The sequence below is a fragment of the Enterobacter sp. AG326 genome (assembly GCF_004362415.1).
GTDB lineage: Bacteria > Pseudomonadota > Gammaproteobacteria > Enterobacterales > Enterobacteriaceae > Enterobacter > Enterobacter asburiae.
This window is the reverse complement of record NZ_SNXG01000012.1, coordinates 1-15,351: the sequence shown is the minus strand read 5'-3', so window position 1 is coordinate 15,351 and position 15,351 is coordinate 1. Positions and strand designations below refer to the sequence as shown.

Annotated in this window: 16 protein-coding genes and 1 pseudogene; 13 read left to right on the top strand and 4 right to left on the bottom strand. The window is 34.1% G+C overall.

Going from position 1 to position 15,351, the window contains the following annotated elements; translation table 11 throughout:
* Positions 1 to 261: 261 nt before the first annotated feature.
* The 4 genes and pseudogenes from DFO52_RS21655 to DFO52_RS21640 form a co-directional block, all read left to right on the top strand.
* Positions 262 to 1,818: a recombinase family protein gene (locus DFO52_RS21655; protein WP_087450301.1), complete on the top strand. Its 1,557-nt coding sequence runs from the start codon at positions 262 to 264 to the stop codon at positions 1,816 to 1,818.
* Positions 1,808 to 2,704 (top strand): ParB/RepB/Spo0J family partition protein, encoded by an 897-nt coding sequence (locus DFO52_RS21650; RefSeq protein WP_000936491.1) that lies wholly within the window; start codon positions 1,808 to 1,810, stop codon positions 2,702 to 2,704. Before DFO52_RS21655 ends, DFO52_RS21650 begins: the two co-directional genes overlap by 11 nt.
* Positions 2,701 to 3,597 (top strand): plasmid partitioning protein RepB C-terminal domain-containing protein, encoded by an 897-nt coding sequence (locus tag DFO52_RS21645; RefSeq protein ID WP_032303606.1) that lies wholly within the window; start codon positions 2,701 to 2,703, stop codon positions 3,595 to 3,597. Before DFO52_RS21650 ends, DFO52_RS21645 begins: the two co-directional genes overlap by 4 nt.
* A gap of 103 nt (positions 3,598 to 3,700) precedes the next feature.
* Positions 3,701 to 3,949 (top strand): annotated as a pseudogene (locus DFO52_RS21640) (integrase); the annotation flags it as partial.
* Between the two features lie 156 nt (positions 3,950 to 4,105).
* Here DFO52_RS21640 and DFO52_RS21635 read toward each other — a convergent pair.
* Both DFO52_RS21635 and DFO52_RS21630 read right to left on the bottom strand, forming a co-directional pair.
* A complete protein-coding gene (locus DFO52_RS21635; protein ID WP_230326201.1) occupies positions 4,106 to 5,857 on the bottom strand; it encodes an ATP-dependent helicase in 1,752 nt (583 codons plus the stop codon).
* Positions 5,858 to 5,860: 3 nt separating this feature from the next.
* Positions 5,861 to 8,011 carry an AAA family ATPase gene (locus DFO52_RS21630; protein WP_226852669.1) on the bottom strand — a complete coding sequence of 717 codons (2,151 nt, stop codon included), beginning with the start codon at positions 8,009 to 8,011 and terminating at the stop codon, positions 5,861 to 5,863.
* A 306-nt stretch (positions 8,012 to 8,317) separates the two neighbouring features.
* On the opposite strand from DFO52_RS21630, the gene DFO52_RS21625 reads away from it, so the two are divergent.
* The 9 genes from DFO52_RS21625 to DFO52_RS23345 all read left to right on the top strand — a co-directional run bounded on the left by DFO52_RS21625 (position 8,318) and on the right by DFO52_RS23345 (position 14,240).
* Positions 8,318 to 9,220 (top strand): hypothetical protein, encoded by a 903-nt coding sequence (locus DFO52_RS21625; RefSeq protein ID WP_130715458.1) that lies wholly within the window; start codon positions 8,318 to 8,320, stop codon positions 9,218 to 9,220.
* Between the two features lie 3 nt (positions 9,221 to 9,223).
* Positions 9,224 to 9,430, top strand: coding sequence for a hypothetical protein (locus tag DFO52_RS21620; protein ID WP_047685188.1), 207 nt, complete (start codon positions 9,224 to 9,226; stop codon positions 9,428 to 9,430).
* 53 nt (positions 9,431 to 9,483) lie between these two features.
* On the top strand, positions 9,484 to 9,867 hold the full coding sequence (locus DFO52_RS21615; RefSeq protein ID WP_087449616.1) for a hypothetical protein: 384 nt from the start codon (positions 9,484 to 9,486) through the stop codon (positions 9,865 to 9,867).
* A gap of 501 nt (positions 9,868 to 10,368) precedes the next feature.
* Positions 10,369 to 11,115 (top strand): DUF2157 domain-containing protein, encoded by a 747-nt coding sequence (locus DFO52_RS23145; protein WP_153908493.1) that lies wholly within the window; start codon positions 10,369 to 10,371, stop codon positions 11,113 to 11,115.
* A 261-nt stretch (positions 11,116 to 11,376) separates the two neighbouring features.
* On the top strand, positions 11,377 to 11,805 hold the full coding sequence (locus tag DFO52_RS21605; protein ID WP_045783712.1) for a hypothetical protein: 429 nt from the start codon (positions 11,377 to 11,379) through the stop codon (positions 11,803 to 11,805).
* Positions 11,774 to 12,982 (top strand): relaxase/mobilization nuclease domain-containing protein, encoded by a 1,209-nt coding sequence (locus DFO52_RS21600; RefSeq protein WP_130715457.1) that lies wholly within the window; start codon positions 11,774 to 11,776, stop codon positions 12,980 to 12,982. The genes DFO52_RS21605 and DFO52_RS21600 overlap by 32 nt, the downstream gene beginning before the upstream one ends.
* A 223-nt stretch (positions 12,983 to 13,205) precedes the next feature.
* Positions 13,206 to 13,478, top strand: a complete 273-nt coding sequence (locus tag DFO52_RS23350) for a hypothetical protein (protein ID WP_000787429.1) — start codon at positions 13,206 to 13,208, stop codon at positions 13,476 to 13,478.
* Positions 13,479 to 13,519: 41 nt separating this feature from the next.
* Entirely contained in the window at positions 13,520 to 13,906 is a 387-nt protein-coding gene (locus DFO52_RS21590; protein ID WP_080176811.1) for a hypothetical protein, read from the top strand.
* Between the two features lie 19 nt (positions 13,907 to 13,925).
* Positions 13,926 to 14,240, top strand: coding sequence for a cell wall-binding protein (locus DFO52_RS23345; protein ID WP_088168981.1), 315 nt, complete (start codon positions 13,926 to 13,928; stop codon positions 14,238 to 14,240).
* A gap of 50 nt (positions 14,241 to 14,290) precedes the next feature.
* On the opposite strand, the gene DFO52_RS21580 is transcribed toward DFO52_RS23345, so the two are convergent.
* Positions 14,291 to 14,716, bottom strand: a complete 426-nt coding sequence (locus DFO52_RS21580) for a hypothetical protein (RefSeq protein WP_000360018.1) — start codon at positions 14,714 to 14,716, stop codon at positions 14,291 to 14,293.
* A gap of 96 nt (positions 14,717 to 14,812) precedes the next feature.
* On the bottom strand, positions 14,813 to 15,199 hold the full coding sequence (locus DFO52_RS21575; protein WP_001062150.1) for a hypothetical protein: 387 nt from the start codon (positions 15,197 to 15,199) through the stop codon (positions 14,813 to 14,815).
* Positions 15,200 to 15,351 lie beyond the last annotated feature (152 nt).

Genomic DNA, 15,351 nt, shown 5'->3' with positions numbered 1-15,351 from the left:
ATCTTGATTTAGTTAAAGAATTAATAATCATACTATTAACCTATGTGGACTAAGCATAGCCATTTACGAATCGATACCTTGAGGCCACATAACGAAAGCTGTCGGTCATATCAGCTAAATAATTCACATCTCTTCTCGATTATCATACACCTTGAAGATTTACTAAATTCGCTCTAATCAATGATAAAACAGTTGAATTTGGTTAAAAATTGATCAATTTTATCCTCTACATTGTATTGAATCATCCATGAGGTTTCGTGCATGGCTAGCGAAAATGATAAAAATCATAAAGTTAGGGTCGCACAGTACTTGAGGATGTCTACCGACCATCAGCAATATTCTTTACATAATCAGTCCGAATATATCAAAGATTATGCTGAAAAGAACAATATGGAAATCGCTTATACCTACGATGATGCAGGTAAGAGCGGAGTCAGTATCATAGGCCGGCATTCTTTGCAGCAGTTACTTAGTGATGTAGAACAAAAGAAAATAGATATACAGGCTGTATTATTTTATGATGTGAGCCGTTTTGGTCGTTTTCAAAATAGTGATGAAGCTGCATATTATTCCTTTCTATTTGAGAGAAACGGTGTAGATCTTATATACTGTTCTGAACCTATTCCCACTAAAGATTTCCCTTTAGAGTCTTCTGTTATACTGAATATAAAAAGATCTAGTGCCGCATATCACAGCAGGAATTTATCAGAAAAGGTATTTATAGGCCAAGTAAATTTAATAAAGCTTGGTTATCATCAAGGCGGAATGGCTGGTTATGGGCTGAGACGTCTTTTAGTAGATGAAAATGGCATAGCTAAAGAAATATTGGGCTTTCGCAAAAGAAAGAGTATTCAAACAGATAGGGTGATATTAATTCCGGGACCAAAAAATGAGATAAAAATTGTAAATAGCATCTATGATCTCTTTATAGATGATAACATGCCAGAATTCATTATTGCTGAGAGACTAAATGAACAGAATATACCTGCAGAAAATGGAACATTATGGACTCGTGCAAAAATACATCAAATCTTGACAAATGAAAAATATATTGGAAATAACATATATAACAAAACCTCATCTAAACTAAAAAGTAGGCTTGTAAAAAACCCCAAAAATGAATGGGTTAGATGCGACAAGGCATATAAACCCATTATTTCAAAGAAAAAATATAATAAAGCTCAAGAAATAATTCAGCTCCGATCCGTACATTTGACTAATGAAGAGCTTTTAGAAAAGCTAAAACAAAAATTAGAATCTAATGGAAAACTATCTGGCTTTATCATTGATGAAGATGATACAGGCCCTTCATCTTCTGTTTACAGAACCCGATTTGGTGGTCTTTTAAGAGCATATACGTTGATTGGTTATAAGCCAGAACATGATTACAGCTATATCCAAATAAATGAAGCACTAAGATCATTTTACTCAGGCATAATTGAGGATTTTAAGGGAGAAATTTTAAAAAGCAACTGCCATATAGACGAATATAAATATGCACCAATGCTTTACATCAATGATGAGCTTTTAATTTCCGTCCTTATTACTAAATGCACACATATGAAATCGGGTAAACTTAGATGGAAAGTCCGGTTTGATAACTCACAGAAAGCAGACATAACAATTGTTATACGAATGGATTCACAAAATATTTCACCACTTGATTTTTATATCATACCAAAGATTGAAAACGAATATAGTAAAATGTGTATGACGGAAACAAACAACATTCGATTAGATCTGTATAGATTTGATAATCTGGATAAACTTCTACAAATTATTACTCGCATGAAAGTGAGGGAACTATATGCTGCCTGAATCAAATGAATTCCCAATAATCCAAATTGAAATTGCCAAAATAAAATTTCTTAACCCGCGAACTAGAAATAAGGTAGTGCATGAAGAAATTAAGGAAAGTATAAAAAAAAGAGGATTAAGCAAGCCTATAAGCGTAAGAGCGATTGATGAAGACGACTTCAAATATGCTTTAATTTGTGGCCAAGGGAGAATAGAGGCTCTCGTTGCATTAGGTGAGACCATTATTCCTGCAATTATAAGAGATGTATCAGAAGAAGATGCTTATGTTATGAGTTTGGTTGAAAACATTGCAAGGAGGAGACCACGTTCCAATGAGTTATTACAGATAATAAAAGATATGAAAAACAGAGGACTTTCAGACTCCGAAATAAGTGAGATTACTGGGTATTCATCGAACTGGGTGAGCAGTATAAATATGCTTCTTGATAAGGGAGAGCATAAACTTCTCTCTGCAGTCGAACGGGGGAATTTGCCTCTGTATCTCGCAGTGCAATTTGCAAGATGTGAAACTGAAGAAGCACAAGATATTCTTACCGAAGCATATGATAAAAAATTAATAAAAAGCCGAGACATTATAAAGATAAAACACATTCTAAATCAGCGAACAATTGGGAATAAAGGTGCAAAAGCAGCCGGGTTTTATTATCACAAACCATCAAAAAGAATGACTGCTGAGGAGTTAATTGAGCTTTATGAAAATAGTATCGCTGAACATAAATCTGTTTATAACAACTCTAAATTTATTAAAACTAATTTGCTGATAGTAAATGAGATTTTTAACATCATAATGATGAATAAAAGCTTTCAAAATATACTTGAACAAGAGAATCTATCAGAACTGCCATCTCAGATCCTCAATCCAATAAACAAAGAGGCATCAAAATGATTCAGATACGTTTTGGCGACAATTTTATTTATTTAGAAACTAACAAGTTAATTCCCTCTAAGGAATTGTTAGAAAATGTAAAGCTAAGTCATAAATATCATCAAATAGTTACCTCAATTGAAAGCTTAGGTATTATTGAACCCATAATAGTGTTCTATGACAAAGATAAAGATGCCATTAAGATACTCGATGGCCATTTGAGGGTTGAGGCTTTAAAAGATTTAGGCATAGAAAAAGCTCCATGTATACTTTCGAGCATAGATGATGCGTTCACTCCTAACAAACAAGTCAATCATATAAATGTAGTTGAAGAACATAGAATGATAATCAAGTCCTTGGCAAAAGTTTCAATTGAAAAACTTAGTGCTGCTTTGGGCATATCTATTGATGCTATAAAAGATAAAGCTAATGTGATGAACGGTATAGATCCAAGTGTGATTGCGAAACTTTCTGATAAACCTATACCTAAGGCTACATTTGATGTTTTGAGGAAAATGAAACCAATTCGTCAAATTGAAGCAGTCGGTACAATGATTAATTTTGATAATTATAGTAAAAAATTTGCAATGAGCATCTTGGATGCAACACCGGCATCGATGATAATAAATAAAGGGAAAAACACTCCCTATAAAAAGGACATAAAAAAAACCATACTTCGTTTGGAACAGGAAATGGCAACAACTTCGGAAGAAACAAAAAAGCTTCAAACCGAGTATGGTTCAGATATGTTGAAATTCGTTATAATCCAGTCATATATTATTAAATTACTTGGTAACTCTAAAGTTCTTCATTGGTTCTTGGAAAACGAGGTTGATTATCTTAATGAGTTAAAAAGAATTTCGAAAATAAATTCTTTAGATGATAAGACTCTTGCTGAAAACAGCCAGTCATAGTTATGGTTATGGTTATGGTTATGGTTATGGTTTTATATAGCCGAAGTATACTTACACAATCACAAAGGTTTCTCTTAGATATTAGCATAAGTAGGCAGTATAAGCCGTAATCATTCGAACGGGTTAAGGAGGTGAACTTATGGTTAACAAAATGAGATCTATTGCGTGAACGGCCACAGAGGAATCTTGTAAGTTCAGGACAGATGTCTTAGAAGCGGCCCTTGCCCACTAGAAGAAAGATGAAATAATTGCAGCCTACAATCGTGCCGAATATCTCGCAGAACGAATGGTTCTCATGCAGTGGTGGAGTGATTATGTCATTGCTCAAAAATTTAAAGCTATTGCGGCATAACAACTCTATAAGGGGTTAAATTTTCCAGCCCCTTATTCCCTCCCAAGACATAACTTTCTATTTTTATTTCACTTGCTTCTGAACCAAGATACATAGGCAGTAACGAACAAAAGCGATTTTCTGTATGAACTGGCAAACAATACAAGAAATGCGAGATCAAAGCTGTGGGGTTGTCTGATATGGATATCCCCTTTTTGTCTTGTAACCTCTCTCTGATATCATATATAAATGTTTCTTTGCACGCGAAGAAACAACATATAAAAGTCTACGGGCAACATAATTTTGATGCTCTGAGCTACAATCTATAATATCATTCCAATTAGGTATTTTTCCATTTAGTAATCCAGTGCAAATGACCACTTCATACTCATCACCTTTTGTCGAATGACAAGTTGTGATTTTAACACCGCTTCTAAAATTGAAAAACAAATGTAATTCATTTGCTTTATAAGCCATATTATACTTTAACATTCTTTTCAATGTGGCATTAATCAAAAGTTCCATTTCTTGATAATAGTAGCTATCATTACTTATGCTCAAATTAATAGAATGGCAAAATCTCGTTATAACCTCTCTCAACCAAACATCAATTTCACAATTATAATCCACAGATAATGATATTTTATTAATAATCTTCAATATTTTTTTAGGAGACAACGATTCAGTATAGGGTGCAGCAACATTTAACTCTTGAAGGAAATCCCGCAATAGCTTCTGTCTAGTATTAAAATTAGAGGGGACTCTCCTAATTAAAAATAGTTTAACTAAAGCAAGCCAAAGATTCTCATTGTTTTTAGGTATAGGAGAGATCATGACTCCATCAATTTCTATATCCGGATTAAGAGTAACAATATCATTTGAAAGTTTTATCACATCAAACCAACCAGGACACAGAATAGCAATTTCATTTGGAAGCATTCCCTGAGCCAAATGAGTTCTAATAATACCTGATACATAAATCGGCAGTTGAGTAACATCTACCTCGCTTTCTTTAAAAATTACTGAGTTGAAATCCTTATTATCTGAAAGTGAATTAATCTCATAATCTTCGTCTTTGTATTTACTATAAAAATCAACAATAGATTGGCTACTACGGAAACACCCCGTTAATTTCATCTCGGTTAGATTATCAAGTTGGAAACAATCAATTAATTCATCTCTATTCTTTACGACAGCCCCCAAACCAGTGTATATAGCTTGCTCTTTATCCCCAATAAAAGTAATCATTGTATTTTTCTTTAATACAATTTGTCTGAGTATCTCATATTGTATAAGAGATGTATCTTGATACTCATCGACTAAAATACACCTTAAAAGTAAAGACAATCTTTCACAAAGTGCATTGTATTTTGTCAACACTCGACAAGTCAGATTTAATATCAAATCAAAATCGATTAATTTTTTCTCATACAAATGATTATGATATTCTTTTACAATCAAATATTCTTTGGTCCCACGGGAATAAAATTGACCAAGGTTAAAATCTAAATTAGTAAAAATTTTATCATTTGCAGATAGGCCATGTTTTTCTTTTAATTCATTTATGAGAAATTCCTTTTCATGTTCATCAATTACACTAAATCCTCGGCAAAGTCTTGGTATCTTATCTACATTAGGTTTTATAATCCAATTCAAACAAAAACTGTGTATTGTTCCAATCCATAACGATTCACTACTTATGCCGAATGACATAATCCGTTCAAGAATCGTATCGGCTGCTATATTTGTATATGTAAGAGCAATTATCTTCTTTTTTCCTATACAAAATAGTTCTTTATTTTCTAAAATGAAACAAAGTTTAGAAACCAATGTTTTTGTTTTACCCGACCCTGGACATGCCGTTAATAATAAATTCCCGTTGAATTTAACGGCATCCATTTGCTCAGAAGTTAAATTTCTATATGGCATAAACTATAACTCCAACAATCTTACAAAACTGTCATTGAAGTGTTTCTTATATTCTATCATTTTACTAGAAAAATCTTTTTCGGCATTTATACAGTCAAATGCTTTAACCCCCATTAAAGACATATTGTAGTCAAGCATTTTTTGATATATATGCTCGACATTTCTATCCCGAAGAACAAATTGAATGGCCTGTAAAATATAATCAGGAACACGATTATTAACACTAAGATGTTCTACCATTTCAGTAGCCAACCATCCCTTCCCTATTTTCTTTGCAAACTTTAATACTCTTTTATATCGAACTCTGAGATCAGATGATTTTACATCTGATTCAGCCTTTTTAAAATACGCTTCTTTTTTATACTCTGTTTTCATAACCTCTAAAAACAAGTTATTGTTTTCATCGTAGCGAACAAGCTCAGTTTCGAAAGTATTTTCTGCGTAATAAACCGTAATAAACTCATTACCTTCAATATATTTATCTAACTCTTCTTTTCTTCGTAACCCATCATCTTCGGCATCTACCAGAGATTCGACAAAATCCGCATTAAAAATATCATCAGCTACTTTTACATAGGCCGAATCAAGATCCGTGAGAATTGCACATTTTCTTTTCAGCCGTTTTTCATGGAAAAGGTTAGAAATATGTTTAAAAACAGTGCCATCTACTTTTATAAGACTTATGCCCAACTCATCTAAACTAATTCCTAAAGTTTCTTTTACCATTGCTGGTATTAAAATAAGTTCTGCATCGCCTTCTACCAAAATGACACTTTTAGCAAACAAAAGGTCACTACGAATTGCATCAAGATATCGCTCTACGGAAGAAATTTCTTTCGGCGTCAAACCAAACGATGGATGATATACATCAGTGAATCCATTTTGGCGAGATAATATATTCATTGATGATATTTTTGATACAGAGCTAATTTGTGTTGAATGTGTAGAAACAAACACTTGCGTATTTTTAAAATTGAAGTTATCGAAAAGGGTTTTTTGGATATGATTATGAATATGTGCTTCGGGCTCTTCAATTAACAAGAAGTGAGTAATATGCTCTTCACTATCCCTTATTTCTTCGTATTCATATAACTTTAAAGCAAGATAGATTAAGTTTGCTCCACCAAGACTCAGATCATCAATCTTTCCTGAGCCATTATAATCCAGAGAATCTTCAACCACTAAACCAAGTGATTGAATTAATTCTGTGAAATCCTCTGGAAGCTGTGAGGATACTAATATTTTAGGAGAATAAGTCGAACCTACTGTATTAAGTAATGAAGCAGATATCTTATTACTCAATCGCTCAATTTCAGGTATGGCAGAGATTTTACCATTGATCTCTTTAACATCTTCTACAATATCTTTTCTATCATCAATTTGTTTACTTTTTAAAGTAAGTAATTTATACAATGGATTCGTTTTATAATATTTAAGATCTGCAACTACATTCCTGAGTGCTTTGACATAAGTGCAAGCGACTTCGCTGCCTAAGGCAAAGTAAGGTGGCTTCTTCACACCTAATACAGTAGCATCATCATCATTAGGGTTTGAAAAGGAGTAACTATCAAAATCCCCAACTACTTGTTTATAAATTTCGTCATTATTCAAATCAACCTTTGTTCTAACAAAAGCTACTGCTTCATATGTTTCTTTAGAAATAATATGGTTAGATACAAATTCAGTAAAAGAAGCGGATCTTGCTTCCACATTGTCATCTTCTAATGTTAACTCATACAGCTTTTGTCGAATATGAAATTTAGGTCGATATATAAAAGTATAATTACCTTCCTTTATAGACTTATCATTACCATCATTTACTGTATAGTTGGCAAGGACCTGTTCTTCCTCCGACTCACTTAAATCATCAAAATATAGCGTAATTATGATCCAATGACCAAAGGGTTCGGATAATCCACGGTAGAAGTCCTCATTAGATAGAATCCTAGAATTCATTGGGAGAGAATCATCTAGAATTAATCTCATCGCATTAAATAAATTTGTTTTTCCCGAAGCATTTTCACCGATAATTGTATTCACTGAGCCTTTAACAAAGTAGAAATTTGAGCTTCGAAAGTTTTTATAGTTTCTAATAGCTAATTTATTGATATACATAGTAATCGATTGGGCCCTTAGCATAGTTTTACTACACATTAGATTACTCCATAGCCACCAGAAGCACAAAGCCATCGAGTTCAAAAGTCTAGTTAAGTCAAGTAAAAGCAATGTAGTTTACAAAAATGACTAAAAGAAAAGATATAATACCACATTGAAATTATATTATAAAAACCAATATAACGGTTAAAACACTTTTAAATCAATAGATTACACTGGATAAAAATTAATATTGACGATGCAACATAACTATCGGATATTAAATGAACAAAAAATTTCAGACACATCCTAACAATGATCTTGATACTTACTGACAGTAACGATGTTCATGCAGATGTAGTTTCGATGAAACTCGGTGATAACTATTTCCGTTTGAATTTAGATATAGAAGCCCTTAAAGATACCAAAATTAGCTTTGATGGCTCTGAATGGACTATCTCCCAGAACGGAAAAACAATCAAAAATTCATCCGTAAAATGTGTTTGGCCAAGGCGGGTATCTGTTCAAGTCAATTCTGAACAACAGCAAGATCAAAGTAATGGTTTGAGATTATGGCGATCTGAATGGAATAAAAGCCTTTTTGGCCTATATAATGCATTATCTGAAAGTTGCTGGTTTAATCATGTAAGAGATGCAACTCTCGCTGATAACAAGTATTTTCAACATAAAATAGCTAATGAAGTTGGGTTCAATAATCCAGCATTTATAACTTCAAACTCCAAAGAAGACCTCAATAATTTCTTAACTACTTATCCTGATTCGGTTGTTAAATTCATGTCGCAAGATATGTATGTCTCTGAATCAGGTGAGATATTAGGTCTATATGTAAACAAAATCACTTTAGAACAATTAGATAGTTTCGCAAACGATTCAGAAAACCCAATTACTCTTCAAAAATATGTTAATAAAAAATTCGAAGTTAGATACACAGTAATTGAAGATGAACATTTTGCTTGTGCTATAGACTCTCAGCATTCAAACAAGGCAAAAGTAGACTGGCGTAGATACGATATACCTAATACACCGCACTGGAAAATTGACGCACCCACTTCGGTGAAGGATAAAATAAATTCTTTAATGTCCAAGTTAAACCTTCGATATGGGGCTTTAGATTTCATCGTTGATGAAAATAATGACTGGTGGTTCTTAGAGGTGAATTCTGCTGGTCAATGGTTGTGGATCGAAGATTTATCCGGCATGGATATTTCCGGGTCCATTGCAAATTGGTTAACTTCAAATAGCAGGTGAACTATGAATGTATTTGGTTTAAATTTTCTTGAAAAAATGGAATCGGAACAAAAAGTTGATGTTTCAAACTGGGCATGGAAACCTGAGAATAGTGAAGCTCAACGAATCTATGGTTCAGGTATGTCAACGAAATCTCGTGAATCTACTTATGCTGCTGAAAAAGATAGCAGAGAAGATTCAGATCGCCCCAATGAAGGATTAGCAGCTTAATATTATAACCAGTGAGGAAATATTAACTCACTGGTTACTACAAAGGAAAGAATATGAATCAAGTAGACATCTTTTTGAAAGTGATAATTGGTATATTTTTCTTTATATATGCTATATTGTTTTGCTATGTTATTTCTGAAATGATTGGCCCCTTAAATTATTTGATTTTCTTTCTTCCTTTCATCATTTCAATATCCCTATGCATGTTTTTCAAAAAAAGCTTAAAGAAGCTTAAAAGTGCAAATGATTTTTTGCTTTTTTCTTCTGCTGGACTTGGTGCTATTAAGTTAGTTGCTTCTAAACTGAATCATGATAGCTTAGTATTGAATCAAATTATAGATGCTTTAAAAAATAGTACATTACTGCTAATGATTTTAGCCACAGCTGCGACGTTGAAGGCATCCATAGCTCTTTTTGAGATTTTTACTAACGAATAAAATTATTGATTTCACGTTTTTTTAGCTTCATATAATTTTTAAGAATTAGCACGCAAATTATAGGAATCATTAGAACCATGATCGGAGTTAGGAAATACAACCCGTCCTTAACCCATGGTTCTTTTATTATTAATGATAAAAATAAAAAAAAGACAATACATATTAATGAAGCTGATAAAGCTATAATTTTTTCTTTCATCATAAACCCTCTCGTGTTTTATATATAAGTAGCTTATTTTAATCTATTGTCAACACCCCATTAAATTAAGCAAGAGCTAACTCAGAGATGCTCCGCTTCTCTAAGTTGCCTTGCTTTTTCTGCTCTTTGATTGAAAAAGAATGATTTAAACCTGGAACCTTAACTTTCGAACTCCTAATTTAATTAGGATGTAATTAATTGCCACATGAAAAGAGAACTTTTGTATGCCGATACGAAATTTCTATGATCTACTATTTAATCGATGTAAAATTGTTACTCCTTCGTTTGACATGGAATAAAAAATGGGAAAATTTGCGGATTTTAATATCAAAAACAATACCGAAAATACTAATGTCAGTCAGAGCAACAGTGGTGGTTATAATGTTCAAAATACCCAGGTCATAAATAATCGAACCATCAACAATCATTATACAAAGCAAAATTCTAATGGTGATGGCGATGCAGGTGCTTTTATGGCGGGAGCGGTCATTTTAACTATAGGAATAGGATTTGTCATCTGGTCATTTTTCACACACTATCAAGAAATTTATTCCATTTTAAAAACTGGTGCTTTATTCTCTCCTGTCTTCTCGATAATTGGAATTATAGCTTTAGTTCTTAGAAAAGAGGTTGAAACGACAGATTTTGTCAGATTTTTTTTCTTAGTCTTAGCTGGAGGTTCTGTTTTTTTATTAAATGAAGATTTGAATATAAATGTTCCATTAGAAATCATCGACTTATCAAAACGAGCCACATCGGTTTCAGGTTTTTGGAACGGATTAAACGAATATGGCAAAAACCTTTCTTTGTCGTTGATATCTTCGAGTATCTTGATTGGTGCATCAATAATATTGATAATCTTCGCTGCATTCAGAGAATTATCATACTCCTTAGCTAACAAAAACATGTCTGGATTTTGGTTTATAAGTCTTAAAATAACTAATTTATTCCGTATTCAAGCTCTTGGTAGTGGTGGGGTCATAACTTTAATCTTGGCACTAACTTTTTTAACATTAAATGGGTATGTATTCCACTTTGAATGGAACTAATTTTACATGGGCCTTTTGGCCCTTGTTTTTTAATGAATAAACTAATATATACAGCTTATTGATATATTCATCTTAATTTTTATTATTTAGATTTATCATATTTACTAATTAACCTCTTTTTTAATTAGTCGCCTATTCTTATCCAATAGAGAAGCAAACATATTAAATCGCGCTTAACATTGACAACTAATAATTATTTACTATAACAAGAGATAAAGTTAGTTAATTACTTTTAAAGCATGACATATAAAAGGAGTTTATATGGCAAATAAAAAATCGCAGTTTTTGAACACTAAGGATGCAAAACATTCAACCTCAAAGTGTAACTTACTACCACAGGAATTACGAATTCATTGTGTTAGTGTTCGTCTTAACAATGCTGAATTGGCCAAGCTTAATACATTGAGGGAGCATTATTCGAAAGGAGAGTGGCTTCGTATGGCTTCCCTTCAAAAATTGCCTCCAGTTATACCAGCTATTAATACCAAAGCCTGGATAGCTTTAACTGACATATCGCAAAAGCTAAATCGAATTGCGATCCATATCGATGGTAAGAGCAAAGACAGCAAGCTTACTCATACAGAGCTTTTCGCAGTGAAACGACAACTGGAAGAGCTTCGCCAGCACCTGCTAAATGCTGACATATGGAGCAAACCCTATGAAGGGTATGCAGAAGATCAAAAGGGGTAAAAGCTTCGCTGGTGTCGTGCAATATGCATTGAAGCCAGGTTCACATCATAAAAGTAATCCAATCGTCATTGGCGGGAACATGTTAGGTGATTCAGCCTCTAAACTGATCACTGAATTTGATGGCACTAAACAGCTTCGGCCCGATGTTCAGAAACCGGTATGGCACAACTCGCTTCGCTTACCTGATACTGAATCAGTATCGAATGACCAATGGGTAACCATAGCTGACGACTACATGAAGAGGATGGGGTTCAGTGATACTCATCTCCGTTGCTATGTGCTTCATGACGACGTTGGCCAGCATATACACATCATTGCCAGCAGGATCGACATAGCCGGTGGGAAGCTCTACTTGGGGAGGAACGAAAACCTTATAAGCACACGGATCATTAGTGAACTCGAAATCGCTCATGGCCTGACAGTGACAAAAACTGCATCTCCCCCCTCGCAAGCACAACCGAAGCGGAAGAGAGTGTCCCGTAATGAGAAAATGCTATCTGAACGAACTGGGGAGCATTCACCAAAAGAAGCTTTACAGCAAATTATTGATAAAAGTTTAGTCGGTAAGCCTGACCTTCTAACTTTCACAAAACGATTGGAAGAAGCAGAAGTATCCTGGAAGGCCAATGTTGCCTCTACAGGTAAGATGAACGGCTTTTCATTCGAATATGCAGGAATCGCTTTCAAAGCTTCGCAATTGGGTAAAAGCTACTCTTGGGCAAATCTCAGTAATCGGCTTAACTACACCCCCGACCACATAGAAGCTCTGCGAGCGACAAAGGAAGTTATCCCTGCTCCTGCTCCTGCTCCTGCTCCTGCTCCTGCTCCTGCTCCTGCTCCTGCTCCTGCTCCTGCTCCTGCTCCTGCTCCTGCTCCTGCTCCTGCAAAGGATGTTGCAACAACGGATATTCCAAGGAAAAGCATAAGTGAAAAAATTGCTGAACTCGAACTGCGACTCAGAGAAGACAGAAGAAAAGAAATAGTAGAAAAGATTCTTCAAAAAAACGCAGTACAACAGCAAAAGCATCTCAGGCTTATCGGCTGGCTTCCATTTCTTAGAAGGCTTGCAGAGCTTCTCCGAAGCTATGGTAAGAGCATTCTTCACAAGCCCCTCCCTGGATTCTCAAAACTCTCTGCAACCCGACTTCTACATAAAGAAAGGAAAATTCATTTATAGACAACAGCTTACCGCTTATCCCTGACAGCAATATCGTTTGGGCAGTGGTTAATTTAGGATAAGTCAACAATAAATTGATCGTTATTACAGATCGATAAACTAGTTATGATAGTTTTTACCTATCACGATTCAAACATCGATCGGTACAAGTGATTTTACTTTAACCAGCCAGCCATCGAGAATCCCTACAAACACGCAGTAAATCTTCCACCCTGGGGTTGCTATGAAAAACGAAACAATAAAGTGCCCGTTCTGCTTTACACAAAGTCCTCACGGTGTGCGGATTTGTAAAGGCTGCCATGCAAAGATCGCTTACGGTGAAAGCCCGCTCAGTGTGGCATTCCTGTTTCAATTCGTTGCATTTGGTCTCGCGTGGTTAGCATTTTCGTGGACTGGCAGCACTCTTGTATCAGTCATTACGTTTTTCGTAAGCATCATTATTCTTATCTATAAAATTAAAAAAACGTATGCAGACAGAGTTGTTTTTATACGGTGAAATTAATTTCACACAACCGCAAACCTAAAATGAGAAAGTAAATGAACCGATTTATAAAGTCATCTTTTTTTATTATTGTCTTCCTGCTTTCTGGCTGTTCAACATCAGGGAACCAGAACCTTAAAAACGAAACACCTCAAAGCCTCCAATCAAAGATCATTAAAAACAAAACAACCAAGACGGAATTACTCACTAAATTAGGTGAGCCTGATACAAGAACCACACTCGATGACGGAAATGAGCAGTGGAGATACTTTATGTATAACAATCAGTTCAATGCAACAACTTTCATTCCAGTTGTAGGGCTGTTTACTGGCGGTTCGCAGACTCAGTCTAAAACTCTTGAAATAGATTTTAAAGGCGAAATTGTCAGCAAATGGACGTTCTCCACTGACAATAACAACACCAAAACTGGCATTCTTAATTAATTGTTTTTTGGATAAGAAAATGAAAATATACTCAATTATCACAGTTATCATTACCACCTTCCTTCTAACCGCATGTAACAATGAACCATCGCAAGACGATATATACAATGTTTTCAAAAGTGTTGTAGATAGAACAAATACAAGTATGAAAGCTCTTGATTCAAGAGTTACAGAAAAAGATCTTTTAAGAATCGATTACGTGAAGAAAGTTAGTTGCACAGAAGAAGCAAACAATGTTTATAACTGCATTGTCGATGTCTCTATTAGTAATATGAAACAAACAAAACCAGTAAAACTAATCAAATCTGATGGTGTCTGGAAAGAAGTTCAGTAGTAGCCTATATCAAGAAGTCTTTTAGCCCCTGCTTAGGGGCTTTTTATTGCCTATAACCTGACGGTTCTTACGCGAACTTCATGGGTTAACTCTTTCTCAATTACTTTCATTTCATATTGTGCTCTGACAGTAGCATAGATTTCCTCTGCTTTTTCTTGATTGTTATCTATGTAATTAACAAGCGAGTTTAGTTCCCTAATAACTCCTTCTTTGTTATTTAATCGTTGTAGAAGATTGCTTGTCAGACTTTTGTATACCGAGCTAAACATAGTCATTATGTTATCAATATTACGATTGGATTTGGAATAAATCCTTTTAGGGTAAAAATATTTTAAATGGTATCCCACAAAAATTAAGTAAAGTTGATATGAGAAACTTTTATCTCCGGGCTGGTACCGTTTTGAGATATATTTATCAATTATAATGATAAGTTGCTCTTCCAGAGTAAACTCTGAATTGATGATGTTTTTGTCCATAAAATGCATCCTTGCATAATTGAAATAGTCATCCTGACCATATATTTATATTTATCGTATTTATTTAACTTGTCAATAGGTGTAACCTATCAACTATTATTTTTTATTAAATGGTCTATTCAATTGTTCCATAGTGAGACCATGTCTATAAGCATTATACTGCCAATAGCTAAACTGCTCTTTGTATCTATTGTTCTGTTTTTTTAACATTTCATTTTCGGCTTTAAGATTTATTATTTGTTGTGCCGCAATCGTTAAGTTAGCTGGCTTTTTAAGGCCAGATTTTTTCAAATTAGACAAATTTTTCTTTGTTCTATATGCTTCAACAACTTCATCATGAGCACTTAGAGATTGCCTTGTGATAGTTCTGTTTAGATTCTTATAAACTGATTCACATAAATCGCTCCATGTGATTTTACCGTCCCAAGTCAGTATAATGTGTTTAATTGCCTTTATTTCACTCCTGTTTAAATGTTTTGCCATATGCATCTCCTGTTTCAATTATTCAATAGTTTATTAATTCTTTCCAAATTTTTTTTGTGGTGTTGCAACCATTTGTCTGCACCATAATCACCATTTTCATAAGCGATCTGAGTTATTCTCTTTAATTGCATTACTTTCTCTCGGACAGATTG